The sequence below is a fragment of the Microbispora sp. CA-102843 genome (genome assembly GCF_050936215.1).
Classification (GTDB): domain Bacteria; phylum Actinomycetota; class Actinomycetes; order Streptosporangiales; family Streptosporangiaceae; genus Microbispora.
The window spans coordinates 8,765,970-8,789,568 of sequence record NZ_JBNJNF010000001.1 but is presented as its reverse complement, the minus strand read 5'-3'; the positions used below and the strand labels follow the sequence as shown (position 1 = coordinate 8,789,568).

20 protein-coding genes are annotated in these 23,599 nt (G+C 72.2%); 14 read left to right on the top strand and 6 right to left on the bottom strand.

The genetic code is table 11. The features are described from left to right. Positions 1–25 precede the first annotated feature (25 nt). On the top strand, positions 26–484 hold the full coding sequence (locus tag ACQEVJ_RS40775; protein WP_433110141.1) for a DUF2267 domain-containing protein: 459 nt from the start codon (positions 26–28) through the stop codon (positions 482–484). Here ACQEVJ_RS40775 and ACQEVJ_RS40770 read toward each other — a convergent pair. Then, positions 454–666 (bottom strand): DUF1918 domain-containing protein, encoded by a 213-nt coding sequence (locus ACQEVJ_RS40770; RefSeq protein WP_433110139.1) that lies wholly within the window; start codon positions 664–666, stop codon positions 454–456. The two genes, ACQEVJ_RS40775 and ACQEVJ_RS40770, sit on opposite strands and share 31 nt — an antisense overlap. Before the next feature lie 15 nt (positions 667–681). Continuing rightward, positions 682–1,803 carry a fructose-1,6-bisphosphate aldolase/phosphatase gene (gene fbp, locus ACQEVJ_RS40765; RefSeq protein WP_433110137.1) on the bottom strand — a complete coding sequence of 374 codons (1,122 nt, stop codon included), beginning with the start codon at positions 1,801–1,803 and terminating at the stop codon, positions 682–684. A gap of 100 nt (positions 1,804–1,903) precedes the next feature. On the opposite strand from fbp, the gene ACQEVJ_RS40760 reads away from it, so the two are divergent. From ACQEVJ_RS40760 to ACQEVJ_RS40735, 6 genes are all read left to right on the top strand, one after another. Further along, positions 1,904–2,335: a CBS domain-containing protein gene (locus tag ACQEVJ_RS40760; RefSeq protein ID WP_433110135.1), complete on the top strand. Its 432-nt coding sequence runs from the start codon at positions 1,904–1,906 to the stop codon at positions 2,333–2,335. Beyond that, positions 2,336–3,652 (top strand): acyltransferase family protein, encoded by a 1,317-nt coding sequence (locus ACQEVJ_RS40755; RefSeq protein WP_433110133.1) that lies wholly within the window; start codon positions 2,336–2,338, stop codon positions 3,650–3,652. Continuing rightward, complete coding sequence (locus tag ACQEVJ_RS40750; protein ID WP_433110131.1) at positions 3,649–4,497, top strand: YihY/virulence factor BrkB family protein; 849 nt, start codon at positions 3,649–3,651, stop codon at positions 4,495–4,497. The genes ACQEVJ_RS40755 and ACQEVJ_RS40750 overlap by 4 nt, the downstream gene beginning before the upstream one ends. A gap of 231 nt (positions 4,498–4,728) precedes the next feature. Then, entirely contained in the window at positions 4,729–5,790 is a 1,062-nt protein-coding gene (locus tag ACQEVJ_RS40745) for an AI-2E family transporter (RefSeq protein WP_433110129.1), read from the top strand. 52 nt (positions 5,791–5,842) lie between these two features. Then, the gene (locus ACQEVJ_RS40740) at positions 5,843–6,523 is read left to right on the top strand and encodes a hypothetical protein (RefSeq protein WP_433110127.1); all 681 of its coding nucleotides are present in this window, start codon (positions 5,843–5,845) and stop codon (positions 6,521–6,523) included. 163 nt (positions 6,524–6,686) lie between these two features. Next, entirely contained in the window at positions 6,687–8,744 is a 2,058-nt protein-coding gene (locus tag ACQEVJ_RS40735; protein ID WP_433110125.1) for a DUF222 domain-containing protein, read from the top strand. Positions 8,745–8,985: 241 nt separating this feature from the next. Here the strand turns inward: ACQEVJ_RS40735 and ACQEVJ_RS40730 are convergent, their stop codons facing one another. Then, positions 8,986–12,219, bottom strand: a complete 3,234-nt coding sequence (locus ACQEVJ_RS40730; protein WP_433110123.1) for a heavy metal translocating P-type ATPase — start codon at positions 12,217–12,219, stop codon at positions 8,986–8,988. A gap of 184 nt (positions 12,220–12,403) precedes the next feature. Between ACQEVJ_RS40730 and ACQEVJ_RS40725 the strand changes: the two genes are divergently transcribed. From ACQEVJ_RS40725 to ACQEVJ_RS40715, 3 genes are read left to right on the top strand one after another with little or no spacing between them, the layout of a single operon-like run. After that, complete coding sequence (locus ACQEVJ_RS40725) at positions 12,404–12,604, top strand: heavy-metal-associated domain-containing protein (RefSeq protein ID WP_433110121.1); 201 nt, start codon at positions 12,404–12,406, stop codon at positions 12,602–12,604. Further along, positions 12,601–13,698: a flavin-containing monooxygenase gene (locus ACQEVJ_RS40720; RefSeq protein ID WP_433110119.1), complete on the top strand. Its 1,098-nt coding sequence runs from the start codon at positions 12,601–12,603 to the stop codon at positions 13,696–13,698. Before ACQEVJ_RS40725 ends, ACQEVJ_RS40720 begins: the two co-directional genes overlap by 4 nt. Positions 13,699–13,740: 42 nt before the next feature. Next, complete coding sequence (locus ACQEVJ_RS40715) at positions 13,741–16,665, top strand: ATP-binding protein (protein ID WP_433110117.1); 2,925 nt, start codon at positions 13,741–13,743, stop codon at positions 16,663–16,665. A 3-nt stretch (positions 16,666–16,668) separates the two neighbouring features. On the opposite strand, the gene ACQEVJ_RS40710 is transcribed toward ACQEVJ_RS40715, so the two are convergent. Beyond that, positions 16,669–16,908, bottom strand: coding sequence for a hypothetical protein (locus ACQEVJ_RS40710; protein WP_433110115.1), 240 nt, complete (start codon positions 16,906–16,908; stop codon positions 16,669–16,671). A 128-nt stretch (positions 16,909–17,036) separates the two neighbouring features. On the opposite strand from ACQEVJ_RS40710, the gene ACQEVJ_RS40705 reads away from it, so the two are divergent. The 4 genes from ACQEVJ_RS40705 to ACQEVJ_RS40690 all read left to right on the top strand — a co-directional run bounded on the left by ACQEVJ_RS40705 (position 17,037) and on the right by ACQEVJ_RS40690 (position 21,662). After that, a complete protein-coding gene (locus tag ACQEVJ_RS40705) occupies positions 17,037–17,789 on the top strand; it encodes an ABC transporter ATP-binding protein (protein WP_433110113.1) in 753 nt (250 codons plus the stop codon). A gap of 5 nt (positions 17,790–17,794) precedes the next feature. Next, positions 17,795–20,335, top strand: coding sequence for an FtsX-like permease family protein (locus ACQEVJ_RS40700; RefSeq protein WP_433113236.1), 2,541 nt, complete (start codon positions 17,795–17,797; stop codon positions 20,333–20,335). A 12-nt stretch (positions 20,336–20,347) separates the two neighbouring features. Continuing rightward, positions 20,348–20,830: an N-acetyltransferase family protein gene (locus ACQEVJ_RS40695; RefSeq protein ID WP_433110110.1), complete on the top strand. Its 483-nt coding sequence runs from the start codon at positions 20,348–20,350 to the stop codon at positions 20,828–20,830. A gap of 118 nt (positions 20,831–20,948) precedes the next feature. Next, the gene (locus tag ACQEVJ_RS40690) at positions 20,949–21,662 is read left to right on the top strand and encodes a hypothetical protein (protein ID WP_433110108.1); all 714 of its coding nucleotides are present in this window, start codon (positions 20,949–20,951) and stop codon (positions 21,660–21,662) included. 55 nt (positions 21,663–21,717) lie between these two features. Here ACQEVJ_RS40690 and ACQEVJ_RS40685 read toward each other — a convergent pair whose 3' ends face one another. Together ACQEVJ_RS40685 and ACQEVJ_RS40680 are read right to left on the bottom strand one after the other, a co-directional pair. Continuing rightward, complete coding sequence (locus ACQEVJ_RS40685) at positions 21,718–22,374, bottom strand: SRPBCC family protein (RefSeq protein WP_433110106.1); 657 nt, start codon at positions 22,372–22,374, stop codon at positions 21,718–21,720. Positions 22,375–22,470: 96 nt separating this feature from the next. Next, entirely contained in the window at positions 22,471–23,598 is a 1,128-nt protein-coding gene (locus tag ACQEVJ_RS40680; protein WP_433110104.1) for a serine hydrolase domain-containing protein, read from the bottom strand. Between the last annotated feature and the right edge of the window lies 1 nt (position 23,599).

The window sequence follows — 23,599 nt, the reverse complement described above, 5'->3', positions numbered from 1 at the left end:
GCCACTGTTAGCGGAGGAGGACGTCATGTCCATCGCCCATGTGCACAGCCTCGACCACACGGTCCAGACGACGAACCGATGGCTGGCCGTCCTCGCCGGGACCATCGGCACCGAGGACCGGGAGTTCGCCCACCGCGTGCTGCGGACCTGGCTGCACGCCGTGCGCGACGGCCTCCCGGTGCCCGCCGCGGCGCACCTCGCCGCGCAGCTGCCCGACCTGCTGCGCGGGGTCTACTACAACGGATGGGACCCCTCGGCGGTGCCGATCCGCCGGGACCGCGAGGAGTTCACCGCTCACTTCGCCGCCACCGGTCGCATCGCCAACGCCGACGTGCCCAAGCTCGCCAAGGCGGTGACCGCCGTGATGTACGAGGAGCTGACGCCGGGGGTGGTCGACCACGCGCTCGGTCAGCTTCCGCGCGAGGTGCGCGCTCTGCTCAGCCCCGAAGGCGGTCAGGGGCTCTCCGGCACCCGCTGCCAGTAGTGCTCGATCCGGGCCTCGGGCCCGGGGTAGAAGCACAGCGTCTCCCGCTCCTCGTCGAGCCATCGCACGAGGTAGGGGGGCGATCCGTCCGTGTGGTAGAGCGCCATCACGATCCCGACGCGGCCCGCCCTGCCCCGATGGATGCTCTCGACGATCAGGCGGTCGCCCACCGACGCCTTCATCAGGAACCTCTTTCGTCAGCCGCCGACCGGGGTCGCGACCTCGGTCGTGATCGGCGTCCAGCGGTATGCCAGGCGCTTGGTGAGGGAGGTCATGGTGGTGTACTCCAGGTCCTCGAGCGGCAGCCGGTGCGGCTCGAACGGGCCGTGGCGGCGCAGGTAGTCCATCACCTCGACGGCCTGCCGGCGGGCTCCGTCGAACGCCGGGTCGTCGAACATGTCACGCGGGCCGATCAGCCTGCCGTCCTTGATCTGGAAGCCGAGCGCGACCACCCGCGGCGGGCCGTCGAACCGCGACGGGTGCGCCTGCCCGGTGGCCACCGGCATGAGCGGCGCGTGGTGCGAGCCGCGCATGCATCCCGCCACCGAGTAGGCGAAGGCGAACGGCTCCAGCGCCTCGCCCACGGCAGGAAGGCCCGACTGGCAGCGCACGATCAGGACGGGGTCGTCCTTGCCGACGTACCTCCCGGCGATCAGCGACAGCCGCTGGGTGCTGGTCGCCGCCGCGGTCATGCCCAGGGTCTTCGAGCGGACGCTGTGGATCACGTAGCGCGCGGGAGCGCCGATGTACATCAGCATGTCGTACAGGTCCGCCGGGCAGTCGAAGACGATGCGCCGGTCCTCGTGCAGGTCGTACACCTCGAACGCGAACCCGGCGTGCATCTTCTCGTCGATCACCAGCCCGGCGGTGTTGGACGGGTCGGCGAACATCTTGTACAGCGGGAGGTTCCACGCGCCCGGCTCGGTCTTGTCCGCCAGGAAGCAGAGCACCGGCTCCGACGGCCGCTCCTCGAACTCCATCTCCGCGTAGCCCGGGCCCATGCCGCGCAGGTTGCCGGAGAAGGCGTCCGACAGCAGGTCCTGGCCGGCGCCGTACAGACCGAGTTCCTTGGCCAGGTGGGTGGTCGCCTGGAAGGTGTCCCAGGCGAAGGAGTGGATCAGCCCCGCCTCCTGGCCGTACGTGTGGGTCATGATGAGGGAGATGTCGTCGCCGCAGCTTTCCACGTGGCCGTCGATGAGGAGCCCGGAGGACTTCGCCCGCTCGATCTCCCGCCTGGCCTCGGCCATCAGCCGGGGATGGACGGCGGTGTGGCCGACGAACCCCCCTGTGTCGGCCTTGATGATGCTCAGCGTGATCATGGGGACCACCTCCATTTCCACGTTTATTCGGACTTAGGGGGATAAATAGGGCATTAGGTCACAAGCGGGGCGGACTTCCGTACGAGGGGGAGAGCCGGCCATGAAGATCAAAGAAGTCATGTCCACGCCGGTGGTCGTCGTCCCGCCGATCACGCCGGTGCGGGACGTCGCGCGGCACATGGACTACTCGGGCGTCGGTTGCGTCGTGGTGTCGGAGGGGCGGGGCATCGCCGGCATCGTGACCGACCGTGACCTCGCCATACGTGTGCTCGCGCAGGACAAGGACGGGGACACGCCGGTCAGCCAGGTGATGTCGGACCAGCCGGTGGTGGTGCGGGCGGAGGACGAGCTCGAGGTGGCCTTCGACACGTTCCGCCGCCACTCCTTCCGCAGGCTCCCGGTGGCCACCGAGGGAGGCGTGGTCGGCATGCTGACGATCGACGACCTGCTCCTTCAGATGCACCAGCTCACCGCCGACCTGCTCACGCCGGTGGTCAAGGAGATCAGCGAGCCGCAGCATCAGAGCGACTAGATGTTCACGCCCCTGCGGCGTACGGCGGAGCGCACGCCGCCCGGCCGCGACCGTCACATCGACCTGCTGCGCGCCGTCGCCATCGCGCTCGTTGTGCTGGGGCACTGGCTCGCCGTCGTGGTGACGTACGGCGAGCGCGTCGGCGGCGACACGGTCCTGGCGTTCGTCTCCTGGGCCCGGCCGCTCACCTGGCTGTTCCAGGTCATGCCGGTGTTCTTCCTGGTGGGCGGCTTCGCGGGAGCCGCTTCGCTCGGCTCCTACCGGCGGCGGGGCGGCGACGCGATCGGCTGGTTTCTGTCCCGCACCGACCGGCTGATCCGCCCGACGACGGCGTTCCTGCTCACGCTGGGCGGCGCGACCCTGCTCGCGCTCCTCACGGGGGCCGACCGCGCGACCGTGACCCTGGCGGTCTGGCTCGCCTGCCTGCCGCTGTGGTTCCTCATCGCGTACGTCATCGTCGTCCTGCTCACCCCGGTGCTGCTCGCGCTGCACCGCAGGGCGGGCCTCGCGGTGCCGGCCGTGTTCGCGGTGGGGGTGGCGTTCGGCGACGCGGCGCGGCTGCTCGGCGGCCCGGCCGTGCTCAACGCGGCCAACTACCTGCTGGCCTGGGCGGCGGTCTACCAGCTCGGCATCGCCTGGCGGGAGGGGGCCCTGCCCGCCCGGCCCCGCGTGGCCGTGCCCATGATCGCGGGCGGCCTGGCGGCGCTCGTGCTGCTCACCGTCCCGGGGCCGTACCCGGTGAGCATGGTGGCCGATCCCGGTGACCGCCTGCAGAACACCTCGCCGCCGACGCTCGCGCTGCTCGCCCTGGCGGTCGCGCAGACGGGGATCGCCCTGCTGCTGCACGAGCGCGGCGGGCGCATGCTGCGCCGTACGCGGCCGTGGACGGCCGTCGTCGCGGCCAACTCCGTGATCATGACGGTGTTCCTCTGGCACATGACGGCGGTCGTGATCGCCGTGCCCGCCCTCTACATCAGCGGCCTGCTGCCGCAGCCGCCTCCCGGATCGGCCGCCTGGCTGCTCCTGCGCGTGCCCTGGCTCGCGTTCCTGACGGCGACCCTCGCGGTCCTCGTCGCCGTGTTCGCCAGGTTTGAGAGGCACGCGATCGAGCGGCGCGGGGGCCCGTACCCGGCGCCGGACGCAGGGAGGGCCGGGGCGGGGACGGTGGTCGTGACCCTGGCGGGCGCCGGCCTGGTCGTCACGGGCCTGCTCGGCGCGGCGCTCACCGGCTCGGAGGGGCTGCCCGCGCCGATGCTCCCGGTCTACCTCGCAGGCGCCGCACTGCTGCGGGCCGCCCGATCGCCGCACCGGCCATGACAGTGCCGCTGGAGGACTGGAAGAGGATCGCCGGGCGGGTGCGGGAGGAGGCGAAGCGCGAGCGGCTGTCCCTGCTGGCCTCAGGCATCGCCTTCTGGGGGACGCTGTCGATCTTCCCGATGCTGCTGGTCGTGGTGTCGGTCTACGGGCTGGTGGCCGACCCCCGTCAGGCGGCCGGGCAACTGGCGTCGCTGACCCGGCCGCTGCCCGGACCCGTCGCCCACCTGCTGGTCTCCCAGCTCTCCAGCGCGGTGCGCGCCGGGCAGAAGGGGCTCAGCGCCAATCTCGCGCTCAGCCTCGTCGGCCTGCTGTGGGCCTCGTCGAGGGCCGTCCAGGCGCTCATGCGGGGCCTGAACACGGTGTACGGAGGCCGGGAGAGCCACGGCCTCATCGGCACCCGCCTGCTGGCGCTGTTCTATACGGTCGTCGCGATCGTCGGAGTGTCGGTTCTGCTGGCGCTCATCGCCGCGTTCCCGGTCGTGCTGGGATACATCGGCCTCGGCCGGGTGGCCCGGGTCGCCGTCTCGGCGGCACGCTGGCTGGCGCTCGTCCTGCTCATCGGGACGGGACTGGCGCTGCTCTACCGGTTCGTCCCCGGCAGTCGCCGGGAGTCGCGGTGGCGGTCGGTCGCCTGGGGGGTGGGCCTCGCCATGCCCGCCCTGGTGGTGGTCTCGGCGGGCCTGTCGGTCTTCGTGACCAACTTCGGGCGTTTCAACCAGACGTACGGCGCGGTCGCGGCCGTGGCCGTGCTCATGGTCTGGCTCTACCTCTCCTCGCTGATCGTGCTGCTGGGCGCCGAGGTCAACGGGGCAATTGAGCGCCATATGGAGGACTTGTCCGGATAAATCCGTGTCAAGTGACCATGGTGGGGCAGCAGTGGGGGCGTGTCCGACAGCGGTCTTTCCCCAGGAAGCGGCATCTCCAGCGTTTTCCCCTCGCTCCCCGGCCAGGGGGAGACGACGCCGGAGCCCACCGGCTCCCCGGCGACCCCCGACCGGTCCCCGGACGGCGACCGTGCTGACCCTGTTGACCCCGTTGACGCCGCTGATCCCGTTGACCGTGTTCTCGACGGTGCCATGGCCTCCGACCGGCCGTTCGGCCTGCCGGGACGCCCGCTGCGCGGCAATCCGTTCATGTTCGGCCTGACCGGCGCCCTCGGCGTGCTCACCGCGTGGCTCCTGGTCCAGGCGATCGCCAGCGCCGGCTCGGCGCTCGTGCTGATCGTGGTCTCGCTGTTCCTGGCCATCGGACTCAACCCCGCGGTGGAGGCGCTCCAGCGGCGCAACCTGTCCCGCCGTTTCGCGATCACGATCGTGTTCGGGTCGGTCATCGCGTTCTTCGTGGTCTTCGGGCTCGCGGTCGTGCCGCCGCTCACCGAGCAGACCACCGGGTTCGTGCGACAGCTGCCCGACTACGTGCAGCAGCTCCAGAACCACCCGCTGATCCGCTCGGTGGACGAGCGCTACCAGATCCTCGACAAGATCCAGCAGTACGTCGCGGGCGGCGGGCTGGCCACCCAGATGTTCGGCGGCCTCCTCGGTGTGGCGAGCATAGTGATCAGTGCGCTGTTCAGCGCCTTCACCGTGCTCGTGCTCACGCTCTACTTCCTCGGGTCGCTCAACTCCATCAAGGAGACGGCCTACCGGTTCGTGCCCCGCTCACGCCGTACGCGGGTCCGCCTGCTCGGCGACGAGATCATCAACCAGATCGGCGGCTACGTCGCGGGCAATCTGATCATTTCGCTGATCGCCGGGGTGGTGACCTACCTGTTCCTGGCCATGCTGAAGGTGCCGTACGCGCTCGCGCTGGCCATCTTCGTCGCGGTCACCGACCTGATCCCGCTGGTGGGCGCGGTCATCGGCGCGGTCGTGGCCTCGGGAGTGGGCTTCCTCTCCTCGGTGCAGGCCGGCATCGCCTGCGTGGTCTTCTTCGTCGTCTACCAGCAGGTCGAGAACTACTGGATCTCCCCGAAGGTGTTCAAGTCGTCGGTCGACGTACCGCCCGTGGCGACCATCGTCGGGGCCCTGCTCGGCGGGGCGCTGCTCGGCATCGTCGGGGCCCTGCTCGGCATCCCGCTGGCGGCGGCCCTGCTCCTCCTGGCCCGCGAGGTGGTGCTGCCCCGCCAGGACCGGTTGTAGCCGTCTCTGGAAGAGGGGTGCCGTCGCGGGCCCGCTGAGGGAAGCTCGCGTCATGCGACTTCCGTACCGAATCGCGGGGCTATGGGTGCGCGTGGCGTTGCTCGTCGTGCTGCTGTGGGGCGCTCTGGTGACCGTGCTCAGCGCGACCCCGCGCGAGCGCACCCTCGCCGACTTCCACACGGCGCTCCGAACCGGGCAGGTCACGTACGTCGTCTACTCCGGCACCCCGGTGGATCTGCGCTGGTCGACGGGCCCTCTGCTCTGGTATCACGCCGACCGCTCCGGGAACGGGGCCTACACCCCCCGCGAACTCCTGCGCGACCTCAACGCCACCGTTCCCCGCCCGGAGGCCCGGCTCGCTAACTCGCGCGCAGGGTTCTTCTCGGGCTGGCCGTTTCGCGTGCCGTTCCATGGCGCGACCTGGCTCGTCGGCGGGGCCTGGATGGCCGCGCTCCTCGTCATGATCGGTGCGGCCCGGCCCAGGCTGGGGAGCAGATGGGCCTGGTTCTGGCTGTTCACCGTGGGCGAGGTGGGCGCGATGCTGTTCCTCCTCCTCGAACCCCGATCGCTGTGGCATGGGCTGGAGCCGCAGGAACCGGTTCCCAACCCGATGGGCGGAGGTCGTGGCTGCGCTCTGGCTCTCTGTCTCAGCCTGGTGATTCCCATCCTCATCGCGGTCGGGCTCTCCGGCGTGTTCCACGCCCTGTTCGATCTCCTGGCCCCTGCTCCGTAAGCCTGTGGCTCCAACAAATCCCGTCGCACGGTTGCTCAGGGTGATACCGGCAGAGAGAATTAAAACAGATTTTCGAATTCGGTTAGGAGGTGCGATGGACCTGTTCGACCTTGATCCTGAACACCCCAATCATTCGAATATCTCTGACGACTGGTGGGACCGGTTGACCTCCGGTTCACCGTTGTGGTCGGCCGAGGGTTCGCTCGCGCGGGAGCATTTCCCGATCAGCGACCCCGAACTGCCGCAGCGGGCGGGCCAGGACAGGAGCGACGCCGCGCCCGGCGCCGACAGCGCCGACAGCCCGGGTGCCGCCGGCGCGGGTGATCGCCGAGCCCGCTCGTCGTGGGTGCTGGTGGGTTCTGTTCGTGAGTCGGCGCAGGCGTTGGCGCTGGCGCCGCTTCCGGACGATGTGGACGTCTGCCTGGCCGAGGCTGAGGATTTGATGTTCGCGCGGGATCGGATCACGTGCGCGTTGGCGGACCGCGTCGGGCGGGTGCATCGTGCGGGGCGGGCCAGGCAGCATGGGCATGCCTCCACCCGCAGTTGGTTGCGCACCGCCGGAGGGTTGAGCGTGCCCGGTGCGGGTCGCCTGCTGACCTTGGCCGTGGAGTTGGGCCGCCTGCCCCGGGTGCGGGAGCGGTTTGCCGCGGGTGGCTTGGCGGCGGGGGTGGTGGAGGCGATCTGCACCGCCACCGCCCAGCTGAGCGACGAGCAGGCCGACCTGGCTGAGCCGATTTTGCTGGAGCTGGCGGGCAAAGCGGGGGCGGCGGAGGTGGCCAAGGCCGGCCGCTACCTCCGCGCCGTGCTGAACCCCGACGGTGAGGACCGCGATGAGCAGGCCGACTACGCCCGGCGTTTCCTGCGGGTCCGCCCTACCGGGGGCGGTGGGCTGGAAGGGGAGTTCTATCTGCCGCGTGAGGCCGCCGCCCGGCTGCGCAGCCTGCTGGACGCCTACGCCAAGCCGAAGGCTGAGGGGGATGACCGGCCGCTGCGGGTGCGTAACGCGGATGCGTTCATCGCGTTCCTGGAGCAGAAGATCGCCACCGAGCTCCTGGTCCTGGTCAACGCCGAATCCCTCCCTGCCGACCCCGTCACCGACCATCCCGACCACCCGGAAGACACCGACCCCAGCGACACCGGGCCCAGCGACACCGGCCCCAGCGACACCGGCCCCAGCGACACCGAGCCCCGCGACGCCGAAGACACCGGCGACTGCGCCCCCGGCGACACCGGAAGCGCCGAAGACGCCTGCGATGCGAGCACCGCCCCTGCCGAGGGCGACGACGCCGCGCCCGCAGAGGGCGAGGACTGCGACCGTGGTGCGGGCCAAACGGAAGCTACGGACGCCAGCCGCGCGTCAGCATCGCTGGCGCGCGGCGGCAGCGGGCGTCCGCACACAGTGCACCCGCACACAGCACATCCAGACACAGCACATCCAGACACAGCACATCCAGACACAGCACAGCCGGATCCTCCTCCCAAGGACCTACCTGGACGTCACACCCAGGCCGGGCATCGGCCCGCGGGGGAGTGCCGGCATGGGCGGGGCGGGTGTGAGTGCCACGGCCATGAGCACCGGGGGCACGACGAGGACGGATGCGGGTGCGGCGGCGAGGCGCGGTGCTCGTGCGGAGCGCGGGGGGCGCCGGGGACACCGGGAACGGCGCCGCGCGAGCGGGGACCGGAGCCGGACAGGCCACCGGGAACAGCGCCAGGGACGACGCCAGGGACGACGCCAGGGACGACGCCAGGGACGACGCCGGGAGCGCTGCCCGGGACGGCCGCACCAGGGGTGCTGCTGGGGGCGGCGCCGGGGTTGTTGCTGGCGACCGGGCAGATGCTGCCCGTCTCCGGCGTGCACCGGCTGGCCCGCACCTCCACGCTGGTGCGTCTGGTGATGGACGCCGAGGGGCAGGTGCTGGACATGGGCCGCAAGGTCCGCCTGGCCACCCCCGCCCAACGACGGGCCGTCTTCGCCCGCTACGCCACCTGCTGGATCGACGGCTGCCCCCTGCCCGCCACCATGTGCCAGATCGACCACGCCGACAACTGGAGCACCGGCGGGCTCACCGACCTGAAACTGCTCGGACCGGCCTGCCAGTTCCACAACCGCGACCGCTACCGCCACCCCGACCGCTACACCCGCCACAAAACCGGCACCGACCGCTGGACCTTCACCTACCACCCGACCCACACCAGAGCCCGGCGACTGCGGGTGTAGTGCCGCTGTCCACAAACGTTCGCCGGGATTGAGGGAGCGGAGCGGAAGGGAGCGAGGACCGGAGCGAAGGCCCAGCGAAGCGGGCTTCGCGAGGACCGCAGGTTACTTCCGGCGCAGTGACCGACCCGGCCAAGGTCCGTAGCCAAGGTCCGTGGCCAAGGTCCGTAGCCAAGGTCCGTAGCCAAGGTTCGTGGACAAGGCTCGTAGCCAAGGTTCGTGGACAAGGCTCGTGAACACGGCCCTAACGGGCCTCCAGGGTGAACGTCGTGGTGAGGACCTGGCCCTGGGCGTCGCGGAACTGGGCCCACAGACGGTAGAGGCCGGGGCGGGGGAACCGGGCGTGCAGGCCGAGTTCGGGCCCGAAGGTCTGACCGGGCAGGGCGAAGACGGGACGGCCTTGGTCGTCCTTGGCCTCCGCGTGCTCGTGGGCGAATCCCTTGCCGTCGAGCGGCATGATCACGACGTGTCCGGCGGCGGCCAGGTAGGGGCGCAGGCCGGAGACGGGCCTGCCGGTGGCGGCGTCGGCGAAGCGGAAGGTGAGGCCGCTCCTGCCGCCGACCTCGGCTTCGCCGGTGAGGGTGACCCGGAGGCCGCCGACGATCTGCTCGCGGGGAGACGGCGAGGCCGTTTCCGAGGCAGTGGAAGAGGCGGCGGAAGAGGCGGTGGAAGAGGCCCTGAAAGCCTCCGGGCGGCCGATCGTGATCTCCTGGTGGTCGAGGACGTCGGTCATCTCCCCGCGCCGCCGGAACTCGGCGTTGACGAGGTAGCGGCCGGCGGTGGGGAAGGTCAGCCGGACGGAGAACTCGCCGGGCCGACCTGTGGGCTCGGGGTGGACGTGGGCGAAGGTGCCCAGGTCCGCCCGGGTGGCGATGAAGTGCATCCACGCCTCGTGGCTGCGTACGACGTCGTCGACGGGACGGCCGGTCGAGGGGTCGGTCAGGCGGATGCGCACGGTGGCGGGGACGCCGGGGGTGACGTCCTGGGGGACCCGGATGTCCATCCGGACACCGGCGTCCTCCGCGGGGACGGGTTCAGTCTCGGCGGTCATCATCACGCTCATCGCCGGGCGCATCGGCATGCCGGTGTTCTCCACCCAGGCGAGCACGCCGTTCATCCCGCGCTGGGCCGCCTCCGTACGGCTGAGCGCGGTGAACCCGGCGCCCACGGCCACCGCGAGGCAGGCGATGCCCGCGAGATAGCCCCAGTCGGCGAGCCGGGACCCTCCGGAGCCGGGCCGGAAGCGGCGCAGGCGCAGCGCGTTGGTGACGACGCTGACCGAGCTCATCGCCATCGCGGCGGCGGCGAGGGAGGGGTCGAGGAGCACGCCGTTGAAGGGGTACAGCACACCGGCGGCGACCGGGATCAGCAGCACGTTGTACGCGAACGCCCAGGCGAGCCCCTGCTTGATCGTCCGTACGGTGCGCCGGGACAGGACGATGGCCGAGACGATGCCGCGCAGGTCGCCGCCGACGAGGGTGACGTCGGAGGCCGCGATGGCGACGTCGGTCCCGGTGCCGATGGCGATGCCGAAGTCGGCGGTCGCCAGCGCCGGGGCGTCGTTGATCCCGTCGCCGACCATGGCGACGACCGCGCCGTTCTCGCGCAGGGCGGCCACGCGGGCGGCCTTGTCCTCGGGCCGTACGTCGGCGATGACGTGGTCGATGCCGACCTGCCGGGCGACGACATCGGCGGTGGCTTGGTTGTCGCCGGTCAGCATCCACACGTCCAGGCCGAGCGCGCGCAGCCGGTCGACGGCCTCGCGGGACTCGGGCCGGATCGTGTCGGCCACGCCGATCAATCCGGCGAGGCGGCCGTCGAGGGCGACGTACACGGGGGTCGCTCCCTCGGCCGCGGCCTCGGCGGCCACCTGCTCCAGCTCGCCGAAGCTCACGTCATGGCGGCGCATGAGTGCGGCGTTCCCGATGAGTACGGCCCTGCCGCCCACCTGGGCCTCGACGCCGTGGCCGGGTACGGCGTCGAATCGCTCCGCCTCGGGCAGGCGGAGCCCGCGGTTCCAGGCGTGCGTGACGATCGCCTCGCCGAGGGGGTGTTCCGAGCCCGTCTCGGCCGCGGCGACGTACGCGAGAAGCTCGTCGGCGTCCCCGCCCGCGACGGTGACGAGGCGGGTCACGTCGGGACGGCCGCGGGTGATCGTGCCGGTCTTGTCCAGGACGACCGTGGTGAGGCGGCGGGCCTGTTCGAGCGCGTCGCCGCCGGAGATCAGGATGCCCAGCTCGGCGGCCTTCCCGGTGCCCACCATGATCGCCGTGGGGGTGGCGAGGCCGAGTGCGCACGGGCAGGCGATGATCAGTACGGCGATGGCGGTGCCGATGCCCAGCGTGAGCCGTCCCTGGTCGGGGCCGAAGATCGCCCAGACAGCGAAGGTGAGCGCGGCGATGCCGATGACGGCGGGCACGAACCACCCGGACACCATGTCGGCCAGGCGCTGCAGCGGCGCCTTCGACCCCTGCGCCCGCTCGACCAGCCGGACGATCTGCGCCAGCGTCGTGTCCTGCCCGACGGCGGTGGCCCGCATCACCACCGAGCCGGTCCGGTTGATCGTGGAACCGATCAGCGGGTCGCCCTCGCCCCTGCGCACCGGCATGCTCTCACCGGTGATCATGCTCTCGTCCACGGTGGAGACGCCGGTGGTCACGACGCCGTCCACGGGGATCTTCTCGCCCGGGCGCACCCGGACGAGGTCGCCGACGGTGACGTCCTCGACCGGGATCTCGGCCTCGGTGTCCCCGCGCAGGACGCGGGCCGTCTTCGGCCGCAGCCCGAGCAGTTCCCTGATGGCGGAGGTCGTCCGCTTCTTGGCCCTCGCCTCCATCCACCGGCCCATGAGGACGAGCGCGATGACGACGACGGAGATCTCGAAGTACACGTGCAGCGGCAGCCCCAGCCGTTCGGCCGCGGCCGGCCACAGCGTGACGAACGCGCTGTAGCCGTACGCCACCGTCGTGCCCATGGCGACGAGCGTGTGCATGTTGACCGCGCCGTGCCGGGCCGCCGCCCATGCGGCGCGGTAGAAGGGACGGCCCGCCCAGAACTGCGCGACCGTCGCGACGACCAGCAGCAGCGGCATCAGCCAGTCCATCGCGTCGATGGGCAGCGGCAGGTACATCAGCACCATCATCGACAGCCCGGCCGCGAGGGTGACCTGCCAGGTGCGCTTCAGCCGGGCGACCTCCCGGTCCGGCTCGGTGTCCGGCTCCGGTTCGGTGCCCGGCACCGGCTCCGGCTCCGGTTGGGGAATCTCGGCGGTGTACCCGGCCCGCACGACCGACTCGGCGAGCGTCTCGACGGTGACGCGGGCGGGGTCGTAGGTGACGGTGGCGACCTCGGTGGCGAGGTTCACCTCGGCCGCCGCCACGCCGTCCACCCGGGTGAGGGCCTTCTCCACCCTGCGTACGCAGGATGCGCAGGTCATGCCGCCGATGTCCAGCGTGCACATGCTCGTCACGACCGTCATCGCTCCACCTCCTGATCGAAGAGCTTCGAGGCGACGGTCGCGCGCGGCGCTTTCCCGCCGCTGCCCGCCACCTGTCCACCTGACGAGACCTGACGAGACCTAGCGACAGGGACCGGACAGCGGCGCCCGTCATGGTGCTTCCACGTGGGCCGCACCGGGCGGCCCGTCACGTGAAGGAGCCAAGGTGAACCAGCTCGTGCTGTCCGTGCCCGCCATCAACTGCGGCCACTGTGTGAAGGCGATCGCGGAGTCCGTCGGCGAGGTGCCCGGAGTCGGCTCGGTGGCCGTCGACTTCACCGCCAAGACCGTGGTGGTCACCGGCTCGGCCGACCCGGCCGCCGTGCGCGAGGCCATCGCCGAGGCCGGCTACGAGGCCGCCGAATGAGCGGCGCCGACTACGACACGCTGATCGTCGGAGGCGGCCAGGCCGGGCTCGCGCTGGGCTACCACCTGCGCCGCGCCGGTCTGCGGTTCGCCATCCTCGACGCGCATCGGCGGGTGGGAGACGCGTGGCGCCACCGGTGGGACTCGCTCACGCTGTTCACCCCGCGCCGGTACGACGGGCTGCCGGGCCTGCCGTTCCCCGGCGACCCTGACGGTCATCCGGGCAAGGACGAGGTCGCCGACTACCTGGAGGCGTACGCGGAGCGGTTCGCCCTCCCGGTGCGCCTCGGCTGCCAGGTCACGGCCGTACGGCCGGAAGGGGGGCGGCTCCTGGTCGAGACCTCGGCAGGCGCGCACACGGCGACCTGCACGGCGACCCACACAGCGGCCCGGGTCGTGATCGCGGCGGGGGCGTTCCACACGCCGCGGACGCCCGCCTTCGCGTCCGGTCTGGACCCGCACGTCACCCAGCTGCACAGCAGCCGGTATCGCCGGCCCGAGCAGCTCCCGATGGGCGAGATCCTGGTCGTCGGCGCGGGCAACACCGGCGTGCAGATCGCCGAGGAGCTGGCCGGGACCGGGCGGCGCGTCCGGCTGTCGGTCTCGTCGATGGGCCGGGTGCTGCCCCAGCGGGTGCTGGGCCGTGACCTGTTCTGGTGGTTCTCCCACCTGGGCTTCATGGACATCCGCGGCGACAGCCGGATCGGGCGCCGCGTCAGGAGCCGCGAGCTGATCATCGGGACGGACGTGAAGCGGCTGCTGCGGCGGGTGGAGCGGGTGGACCGCGCCGTGGACGCCGAGGGGCGGGCCGTCGTCCTCGCGGACGGCCGTCGCGTGCGTCCCGACGGGGTCGTGTGGGCGACCGGTTTCCGCCCGCACTACCCCTGGCTGCACGTGCCGGTGCTCGACGAGCAGGGGGCGCCGGTGCACCACGAGGGAGTGACGGCCTGGCCGGGGCTGTACTTCCTCGGTCTGCCCTGGCAGCGCGCCCGCGGCTCGTCGGTGCTGGGGTGGGTGGATCGCGACGCACGCGCCCTGGCCGGTCACCTGACGACCACCACCAGCAATCCCGGCAAAACGCTCATCGCCCCTTAATATTGGGCAGCCCCGGTGGAGCCGGGAGTGACGAGGAGTGACATGCCGAACACCGCCGTGACGTTCGCGGTTCTCGGGCCCACCGAGGTGCGGGGATCCGACGGCTCCGCGACGGCCCTGCCGCCGTCCGTGCGGGCCCTGCTGGCCCGGCTGGCCCTGTCGTGCGGACGCGTGGTGCCGGTGGACGGCCTGACGGACGCGCTGTGGGGCGACGAGGGCGACGACCTGCCGGCCGACGCGGCGAACGCCCTGCAGATCCGGGTGTCCAAGCTGCGCCGCGCCCTCGCCGCCGCCGGGCTCGGCGCGGACGTCCTGGTCACGCAGGCCCCGGGATACCGGCTGGCCGTGCCCCAGGACGCCGTCGACGCGCACGTGTTCGAGCGGCTGCTCGTACGGGCGCGGGAGGAGACGGCCGCCGGGAACGTCATCGCCGCCCTGGGCAGCCTGGACGATGCGCTGCGGCTGTGGCGGGGGCCCGCGCTGGCCGACGTCGGCCAGACGACGTGGGCGACGACGGAGAGCGCCCGGCTGGAGGAGCTGCGGCTGGGCGCGGTCGAGGACCGGTTCGAGCTCCTGCTGGAGTCCGGCGGGCACAACGAGGCGGTCGCCGACGTCGAACGCCTGGTGGCGCGGCACCCGCTGCGGGAACGGCTGCACCGCCTGCTGATGCTCGCGCTGTATCGCGGTGGGCGGCAGGCGGAGGCGCTGGCCGCCTACCAGGCGCTGCGCCGCGGTCTCGCCGACGAGCTCGGCATCGACCCGTCGCCGGAGCTCCAGGCGCTCGCCGAGGCCATCCTCCGCCAGCAGGTCCCGTCCCCTCCGCGCGAGGAGCCGCAGCCGCAGCCGGTGCACGGTGACCGGCTGCCACGGCGGCTGACGTCGGTGATCGGCCGCCAGGACGACGTGGCCGCGGCGCTGGAGCGGCTCGCGGAGTCGCGGGTGGTGACGCTGACCGGCCCGGGAGGGATGGGCAAGACGACGCTCGCGTTCGAGATCGCCCGCAGGGTGAACGAGACGCCGGACGAGATGCCGGACGTAACGCGGGCCGACCGCGTGCTGCTGGTCCGCCTGGCCGCCCTGGAGCCCGGGACGGACGTCGCCGACGCGTTCGCCGCCGAACTTGGCGTGCCGCCGCAGGGCACCGCGGCGGCCGACGCGGTCGAGGAGCACCTGCGCGACGGCCGCACGCTGCTCGTGGTCGACAACTGCGAGCATCTGGTGGACGACGTGGCCGCCCTCGTGGAGCGGCTGGCCGCGGCCTGCCCGCGGCTGCGCGTGCTGGCCACCAGCAGGGAGGCGCTCGCGATCCCCGGCGAGGTGCAGGTCGCGGTCGGTCCGCTGGGCGTCACCCACAACGACGGGCCCGCCGTGCGGCTCTTCGCTGAGCGGGCCCGTGCCGTACGGCCCTCGTTCACGCTCGACGCCGAGACCACTCCCGTGGTGGCGTCCATCTGCCGCCGGCTCGACGGCATGCCGCTCGCCATCGAGCTGGCCGCCGCCCGGGTGAAGGCGCTGTCTCCGGCCGACATCGAGGCCCGGCTGGCGGACCGGTTCTCGCTGCTGACGGCGGGACCGCGCACCGGCGAGGCACGTCACCGCACGCTGCGCGCCACCCTCGACTGGAGCCACGACCTGCTGTCGGAGGCCGAGCGGCGGCTGCTGCGCCGCCTCGCGGTGTTCCGCGGCGGCTGGACCCCGGCGGCCGCGGAGGAGGTGTGCGCCTTCGGCGGCGTCAGCCGGGGAGAGGTGCTCGACCTGCTGTTCCGGCTGGTCGACCGGTCGCTCGTCGTGCCCGAACCGGCCACCGGGCGGTTCCGGCTGCTCGTCACCGTACGCGACTACGCGTGGGCCCGGCTGGAGGAGGCCGGGGAGGTCGCCGAGTGCCGCGACCGCCACCTCGCCTACTGCGTGCGCCTCGCCGAGGAGCAGGGGCCGCACGTCCGTAACCTCACCGTCTACACCCGGCTCTACGACGAGCACGACAACTTCCGCGCCGCCGTGGACCACGCCGTCGACAGCGGCGACGTCGAGAACGGCTTCCGGCTGGCCTGCGCGCTCGTGATGTTCTGGAATTACGGCGTGCGCTACGAGGGCACCCGGGCGCTGACCGCGCTGCTGGAGACCGGCGGCGGGTCCGCCGCCGCCGCACGGGCCCGCGCGCTGCAGGGCATCGGGCTCCTGCACGTCTACTATCCGACCCCGCGCTCGGTCGCCGCCACCGAGGAGAGCCTCGCGGTCTTCGAGGAGATCGGCGACGTACGCAACGCCGCGATCTCCCGGCTCGTGACGGCATGGGCCGGCCAGTACGGCGGGGACCCCGGGCACTACCGCGCCCTGATCGAGCGGAGCCGGCGTGAGCTGGGCGACTCCGACGACGGCTGGTGGCTGGGCATGACCGAGTATCTGGAGGCGCTGCTGGCCCTGCGCCTGGGCGACTTCGAGGACGCGGTCGTCCGGTGGCGGCGCACTCTCGACCTGGCCCGGTCCGTCGGCGACCGCATCATCGGCAGCGCGATCCTCGCGCATCTCGGCATCGCCCTGCGCGAGTCCGGGCGGCGGGAGGAGGCCCTGGCCGTCCTGCGGGAGTCCGTGGACGAGGTGCGCGGCCGGAACTCGCTCCACGGGCTGACCTTCGCCCTCGTGCACACGGCCCACACCCGGCTCGACGTGGACGAGGGCGACGATGTCACGGCGCTGCTCGCCGAGGCGGACGACGTCGCACGGCGGGCGCGCAACCCCCGCTGCCAGGCATGGGCGGCGTGGGGGCGGGCGCGCATGGCCCGGGTGCGCGGGGACGCCGGCTCCGCCGTCCGCGAGTGCCGGGACGCGCTGGCGCTGCTGAAGGAGGGTGAGTTCCCCTGGGCCAGGGCCCGCCTGTGGTCGTTCCTGGCCGGCTGCGCCGAGGAGACGGGCCTGCCGGACGAGGCCGCGCACGCCCGCGAGAAGGCCGCCGCGCTCACGAACTGAAGATCACGGGCTGCTGCGCCGGTGCTCGCACCGGTCGCCCGAGAACCCCGCCGCCGCCAGCACCGCCCCGAGATTCCCCGCGTCCACGCCGCCGCGTACGCGCAGCAGACCCCGGGCGGCGTCGACCTCGAACGCGGTGACACCGGGAACGTCGCGCACGTGCCTGCTCAGCAGGCGCACGCACCTGCGGCACAGCAGGGCCGGCACGCACACGGTCAGCCACTGAGGGCTCTGGTCTTCCACGCCGTTCACCGTGCTACCCCGCTCTGGCGGCCCGCTGTCCGTCCGCTGTCCGCCACCGCCGGAGGGCCGGGAGGCCGCGACCAGACCGCGACCAGCGTGCGGACAGCTCCGGCGGCGACGCTGCCTCCATGACCATCACCGAGACACCTCCGCGTACCGACGCCGCCGCCGTGGCCCGCGACGTCGTGAAGATCTACGGCCGCGGCGACACCGCCGTCCGGGCCCTCGACGGCGCGACCCTGTCGATCCCCGCCGGGCGGTTCACCGCCGTCATGGGACCGTCGGGATCCGGCAAGTCCACCCTGATGCACGCCCTGGCCGGGCTCGACACGGTGGACGAGGGGCAGGTGCTCATCGGGGACACCGACCTCGGCCGGCTGAGCGAGCGGCAGCGTACGCTGCTGCGCCGCGAGCACGTGGGCTTCGTCTTCCAAAGCTTCAACCTGGTTCCCACGCTGACCGCCGCGGAGAACATCGTGCTGCCGCTGACCCTCGCCGGGCGGCGGGCCGACCAGGCGTGGATCGACGAGATCGTCGCGATGCTCGGGCTGGGCGACCGGCTGCGGCACCGTCCCGCCGAGCTGTCCGGCGGGCAGCAGCAGCGGGTCGCCGTGGCCCGGGCGCTGGCCGCCCGGCCGCGGATCGTCTTCGCCGACGAGCCGACCGGCAACCTCGACTCCCGGGCGGGGGAGGCGCTGCTCGGCTTCCTCCGCCACGCCGTCCGCGAACTGGGCCAGACCATCGTCATGGTCACCCACGACGCGAACGCCGCGGCGTACGCCGACCAGGTGGTCCATTTCGCCGACGGCCGCGTGGCCCGCATCGAGCACGCCCTCACGCACGGCCTCACGCACGCCCTCACTCACGACGGGGAGAAGTGATCGCGATGTGGCGCCTGATCGTCCGCAACACCGTCGCCCGCCGGGGCAGGCTGGCGCTGACCCTGCTCGCCGTCCTGCTCGGCGTCACCTTCGTCACCGGCAGCCTGGTGCTCACCGATACCTCCCAGCGGCTGCTCGACGACCAGTTCCGTACGGCCACCGCGGGGGTCGACCTGACCGTCCGCGACGCCGCCGCGTTCGACTCGGCGATGGGCGTGGAGGTCGAGCGTGACCCGCTGCCCGCCGAGGTCGTGGACCGCGTCCGCGCGGTGCCGGGCGTGGCCGCCGCCACCCCCGTCGTACGGGGTCAGGGGCTGCTCGCCGTCGCCGGCAAGACCATCGTCCCGGCGGGCCCGTCGCTGCTGTTGTCGTGGGAACCCGCGCCGGTCGGCGCGTTCACCCTGCGCGCCGGGCGTGCCCCGGTCGCCGAGGGCGAGGTCGTGGTCGACGCCGCGACCGCCCGCCGGCACCGCATCGGCCTCGGCGCCGAGGTCACCGTGAGGGCCGAGCGCACGGAACGGCTCCGCGTGGTGGGGCTGGCCGGGTTCGGGGCGGCGGAGGGTCTGCCGAACACGACGGTCGCCCTGGTCGCTTTGCCCGCGGCACAGCGGCTGCTCGCGCTGGACGGGAACGCCTCGGAGGTCGCCGTCGTCGCCGCGGGCGGCACCGACACCCAGCGGCTGCGTGCCGCCGTGTCGGCCGCGCTCGGGTCCGGGTACGAGGTCTCCTCCAGCCGGGACGTCGCCGCCTCCAGCGCGGCGGCGGCCAAGACGCAGATCTCCTACCTGCAGGTGATGCTGTTCGCCCTGGCGGCGGCGGCCCTGCTCGTCGGGGCGTTCCTCATCGCCAACACCTTCTCGATCGTCGTCACCCAGCGCACGCGTGAACTGGCCGTCCTGCGTGCCGCCGGAGCCACCGGCGCCCAGGTCATGCGCTCGGTGCTCGGCGAGGCCCTGCTGGTGGGGCTGGCCGCCTCCGCGGCGGGTGCGGGCCTCGGCGTCGCCTGCGCGGCGGGGCTGCGCGACCTCCTCGGGGCGTTCGGCATGACGCTGCCCGGCGGCGGACTCGTCGTCACTCCCCGGACCCTGGTCGTCGCGTTCGCGGTCGGCGTCGGCGTCACGGTCCTGTCGGCGCTCGGGCCGGCTCGCCGCGCCGCCTCGGTGGCGCCGGTCGAGGCGATGCGGCGCGCGTCCGCCGACAACGTCTCCGGGCGGGCCGGCTGGGGCCGCACCGTCGTCGGGGCGGTTCTCACCGCGCTCGGCGTGGCCGGGCTGTCGATCGTCCTGGCCGGGCCGGGGTCGGTCGTCGTGCTCGGCGAGGCGGCGGTGAGCACCGTCGTGGGGCTGGCCCTGCTCGGGCCGGCGGTCACCCCGGGTCTGGTGCGGCTGCTCGGGCGGCCGCTCGGCGCGGCCGGCGTCCCCGGACGGCTGGCGCGGGAGTCGGCGGCGCGGGCACCCCGGCGTACCTCCGCGACCGCCCTGGCCCTGGCCTTCGGTCTCGCGCTCATCAGCTTCACGGCCGTGCTGGGGGCCTCGATCAAGGACTCGACCGCGCGGTCGTACACCGAGGCGATCACCGCCGACTACGTGGTGGAGAGCGCCCGCAACGAGATGCTGGGCGGGCTGCCCGCGCACGCCTACCACCACGTCAGCGAGTTGCCGCAGGTCGGGGTGGCCTCCCGGCTGCGCTACGGCCACTGGAAGGACGGCCAGTCGACCGAGGCGCTCACCGCGGTCGACCCGGTCACGCTGCCCCGCGTCACCTCGCTCCACATGGTCGCCGGACGCCTGGACGCCGTCGCGGACGGCGGGGTCGTCCTGGCCGCGAACGTCGCCAGAGAGCGGCACCTCAAGATCGGCGACACCCTGGAGATGACGTTCTCCCGCACCGGGACCCGGCGCCTCCCGGTGGTCGGCCTGCTGCGCGACCGGGACGCCCAGGCGCTGTCGACCGGCTACGTCATCTCGCTGGACACCTTCGAGCGGAACTACCGTGAGCACGTCGACGCGAGCGTCTTCGTCAAGGTCGCCGACGGAGTGCGCGACGCGGACGCGAAGAAGGCCATCGAACGGGCCCTCGCCGACGCCCCGACCGCGCAGGTGCGCGACCAGGCGGGGGCCGTCGCCGGGCGGAACGCGATGATCGACCAGGTCCTCGGGCTGGTGACCGCGCTGCTGATGCTCACCGTCCTGATCGCGCTGATGGGCATCACCAACACGCTCGCCCTGTCCATCATCGAGCGGACCCGGGAGATCGGGCTGCTGCGGGCGGTCGGCATGACCGGCGCCCAGATGCGCTGGATGATCCGCGGTGAGGCGGTCCTCGTCGCGGCCCTGGCGATCGTCGCCGGGGTCGGCCTGGGCGTCGCCTTCGCCGCCGGCACGGTCACCGCGCTGGGCCGCACCACCGAGGCCACGCTCACGCTGCCGGTCGGTCCGCTCCTGCTCGTCGTCGCCGTGGCCGCCGTCGCCGGTCTGCTGGCCGGGCTGCTGCCGGCCCGCCGTGCGGCCGGGCTCGACGTGCTCACCGCCATCGCCACAACCTGATCGGAGACCACCATGAACGACATTCCCGTGACGATCCGCCGCGCCGGTCCCGAGGACGCCGCCACGGCCCTGACCCTGCTGCGTGAGCTCGCCGCGCACCAGGACCAGTTGAGGCACGTCGCCGTGTCCGAGGAGCGGATGCGCGAACTGCTGAGCCGCGAGGACGTCATCGTCCTGCTCGCCGAACGCGGCGGCCGGCCGATCGGCTTCGTGTCCGTCGTCCGCCACCTCAACATCTGGGCCGGGCGCGACATCCTCGCCCTGGACGACCTGTTCGTACGGCCGGAGGCCCGCGACGGCGGAGTCGGCCGCCTGCTGATGACCGAGGTGGCCCGCATCGCGGGGGCCGAGGAGATGGTCGTGCGGTGGGAGGTGCTGAAGGACAACGAGGGCGCCCAGCGCTTCTACATCCGCCTCGGGGCGACCCTGTCCACGAAGATCATCGCTGCCTGGCCGCCCGGCGCGTACGCCGCACACGTGGGCGGAGCCGCGTAGCGCAAAGAAGGGATCAGCAAGCACACAGCACATCGCAGGCCGGGAGAAGAGAGGCGAAGCGAGGGGTATGAGCCGGATGCGTCGCTTGTGACCTTAAGCAAAGGCAGGTGTGGATCGGATGGGCGACAACAGAACGGGGAGTTCCCGCGTCGTGGCGGTGTCCGCCCGGCGTCTGGCCGTCGTCGCCGCGATCCTCGTCGGGCTGGCGGACATCGTGGTGGCGTCACAGACGCTCGCGGCGCCGAGACTCCAGGACGTCCGCGCGGCGAACTCCGATCCCGGTCATGGTCACGGCGCGGGCAACGGCGGCGCTCACGGCGCCGAGGCCGGTCATGGTGCCGAGGCCGCCGCTCACGGTGCCGGGGCCGCCCATGGCGCGGAGACCGCCGCTCATGGTGCGGAGACCGCTGCTCATGGCGCCGAGGCCGTTCCCGGCGGCGCTAAGGGCAAGAAGGGCAAGAAGGGCAAGGGGAAGAAGGGCAAGGGCCACGGTCACGGGGGAGCCCGCATCGACGCCCGTCTCGCCGGTTTCGGGGGTGGTCTCGGCGGCGGGTTCGGTGACGACGGCGGGGGCACGCAGCACACGGCCGGCGTGAACACCGCCAACGCGCCGACGATCAGCAGTCCGCCCTATCAGCTCAACACGGGCAAGCGGAACGTGAACGCCCCCGCGGGCAACAGCGCCGTCGATTTCGCCGGTGTCCAGCAGGTGTCGAGCGTCAGCGTCTTCACCGACTCCCTCAGCGGCAACTGCAGAGGCGGGATCAAGAACTGCTCGATCAACCAGACCCTGCAGGCCGCGGAGAGCAGAGGCAGCGGAATCGGGCACTGACACGAGACGGGCGTCTCCCTCCCGGAAGACGCCCGTTTTCAGTGATGCCCGGGGATCAGAGCTCGCCGCTCTCGATCGCCTGCTTGAGGGCCGCCTGCAGCTGCTGGTGAGAGGCGGTGCCGTTCGCGGCGACGAAGTCGATCAGCGAGGAGTCCGCCTCGAAGGTGAGGTTCTCCGTGACCCGGGTCTTCCCGCCGGGCAGCGGGTCGAAGTCGATCTTCTGGTGCGTGACCACGTTGGGCTGCGACCAGCTGTCGGTCTCGTAGTAGTACCCGTTCGGGTGGAGGCGCTGCTGCGCGTGGGTCTTGCTGACCACGATCGTGCCCTCGTACGGGATCTCCTCGATCGCCGTGAGGTTGCGGTAGGTCGCGGGGGGCGTCCGCCACTCCTTGTGCGTGACGACCCGCCTCAGGAACGGGTTCCTGCCCATGTGGTTGTTGAAGTTCGAGTACTTGTTGAAGGTCAGCGGCATCGGCGCGTCGATGTCGATGGAGATGCTGTTCGTGACCCGGCTGCGGCCCGAGCCGGGCGCGGGCGGGGTGGTGTCGGTGAAGTGGTAGGTGTCCCAGGCGGTCTGCCACTCCTGGGTGATCTCGGCGTCGCTCTCGGTGGTGCCGGCGGTCGTGTCGGCGTTCGCGGGAGCGGACAGGGCGGCGAGGACGAAGGCGGCGGCGAACATCTGGGCCGCGGCCACTCGCAGGATCTTTCTCACGTGTACCTCGAAAAGAGGAGAAATGGTACGAGTGATCTTCTACCGCAACGGCAACGTGTTACAGAAGGGTCCATACCGAATGGGTCACGTGGCGGGTCACGTGCAGAGGGCGATGTCGAGGGCGTTCATCAGGTGGCCGAGCGCCGTGGCGTCGCCGGGCAACTGGGTGACGGCGATGGTGACGGCGCGGCCGTCGTCGGTGGCTGCGTCCGTGGTCGAGTAGCCCATGATGTCGCCGCCGTGCCCCCAGGCGAGGCCGCCGCAGCTCAGCGGGGTGCTGACGAGGCCCAGGCCATACCGCGCCCCCGGCCACAGACCGGACGAGGCGTCGACGGTCGTGCGCATCTGCGCGAGCTGCTCGGGTGCGAGCAGCTTGCCGCCCAGCAGGGCGGTGAAGAAGCGGTTGAGGTCACTGGGGGTGGCGTTCATCTGGCCGGCCGCCCAGCCGAAGGACGGGTCCCACTCGGTGACGTCGGTAAGCGGCTTGTCGGGGTCGTCGCGGTGGTAGCCCTTCGGGTGCGGGGCGCGGATGCCCTGGTCGCCGACGTTGGGGAAGTAGGTGTGGCGCAGGCCGATCCGCTTGATGATCCGCTCCTCGATCTGCTCGTTCACCGGGCGGCGGGTGACCTTCTCGACGAGCAGCCCGAGGATGACGTAGTTGGTGTTGCTGTACTCCCACTTCGTGTCGGGCGTGAAGTGCGCCTTCTCCTTCAGCGCCAGATCCAGCAGCTCGCGCGGCTGGAAGTAGGTGTGCTGGTAGGGGAGCGCGCCTTCGGCGAGGAAGGTGGTGTAGTTCGGCAGGCCGGTGGTGTGCTGGAGCAACTGGCGCACGGTGATGCGGCGGCCGTCGCCGCCCCTGCCGCGGACGAGCTTCGGCAGGTAGGTCTCGATCGGCTCGTCGAGCTTCACCTTTCCTTCGCCGACGAGCTGCAGCACGACGACGGCGGTGAAGGTCTTGGTGTTGCTGCCGATGCGGACGTAGCCGTCCACCGGCACCTTCGCCCTGGTGCGTAAGTCCGCGACCCCGGCGGTGTAATCGCGCACGCGCCCGTCGCGGCCGCGTACGGAAGCCAGGGCTGCGGGGAACTTGTCCGTTCGGACAAGGGTGTCCAGCGACTTCTGGACGGCATCGGTCTTGCCGGCGGCATGCGCGGCGGCCGGAGCGAGGGCGAGAGCGGCGCAAGCGGCGAGCGCGGCGGCCGAGACGCGGAGGTGATTCTTCATG

Excerpts from the sequence above, each read along its gene's own strand:
- ACQEVJ_RS40775 (WP_433110141.1), top strand. The coding sequence starts at position 26 with ATGTCCATCGCCCATGTGCACAGCCTCGACCACACGGTCCAGACGACG.
- ACQEVJ_RS40770 (WP_433110139.1), bottom strand. The coding sequence starts at position 666 with ATGAAGGCGTCGGTGGGCGACCGCCTGATCGTCGAGAGCATCCATCGG.
- fbp (WP_433110137.1), bottom strand. The coding sequence starts at position 1,803 with ATGATCACGCTGAGCATCATCAAGGCCGACACAGGGGGGTTCGTCGGC.
- ACQEVJ_RS40760 (WP_433110135.1), top strand. The coding sequence starts at position 1,904 with ATGAAGATCAAAGAAGTCATGTCCACGCCGGTGGTCGTCGTCCCGCCG.
- ACQEVJ_RS40755 (WP_433110133.1), top strand. The coding sequence starts at position 2,336 with ATGTTCACGCCCCTGCGGCGTACGGCGGAGCGCACGCCGCCCGGCCGC.
- ACQEVJ_RS40750 (WP_433110131.1), top strand. The coding sequence starts at position 3,649 with ATGACAGTGCCGCTGGAGGACTGGAAGAGGATCGCCGGGCGGGTGCGG.
- ACQEVJ_RS40745 (WP_433110129.1), top strand. The coding sequence starts at position 4,729 with ATGGCCTCCGACCGGCCGTTCGGCCTGCCGGGACGCCCGCTGCGCGGC.
- ACQEVJ_RS40740 (WP_433110127.1), top strand. The coding sequence starts at position 5,843 with ATGCGACTTCCGTACCGAATCGCGGGGCTATGGGTGCGCGTGGCGTTG.
- ACQEVJ_RS40730 (WP_433110123.1), bottom strand. The coding sequence starts at position 12,219 with ATGACGGTCGTGACGAGCATGTGCACGCTGGACATCGGCGGCATGACC.
- ACQEVJ_RS40720 (WP_433110119.1), top strand. The coding sequence starts at position 12,601 with ATGAGCGGCGCCGACTACGACACGCTGATCGTCGGAGGCGGCCAGGCC.
- ACQEVJ_RS40715 (WP_433110117.1), top strand. The coding sequence starts at position 13,741 with ATGCCGAACACCGCCGTGACGTTCGCGGTTCTCGGGCCCACCGAGGTG.
- ACQEVJ_RS40705 (WP_433110113.1), top strand. The coding sequence starts at position 17,037 with ATGACCATCACCGAGACACCTCCGCGTACCGACGCCGCCGCCGTGGCC.
- ACQEVJ_RS40700 (WP_433113236.1), top strand. The coding sequence starts at position 17,795 with ATGTGGCGCCTGATCGTCCGCAACACCGTCGCCCGCCGGGGCAGGCTG.
- ACQEVJ_RS40695 (WP_433110110.1), top strand. The coding sequence starts at position 20,348 with ATGAACGACATTCCCGTGACGATCCGCCGCGCCGGTCCCGAGGACGCC.
- ACQEVJ_RS40690 (WP_433110108.1), top strand. The coding sequence starts at position 20,949 with ATGGGCGACAACAGAACGGGGAGTTCCCGCGTCGTGGCGGTGTCCGCC.
- ACQEVJ_RS40680 (WP_433110104.1), bottom strand. The coding sequence starts at position 23,598 with ATGAAGAATCACCTCCGCGTCTCGGCCGCCGCGCTCGCCGCTTGCGCC.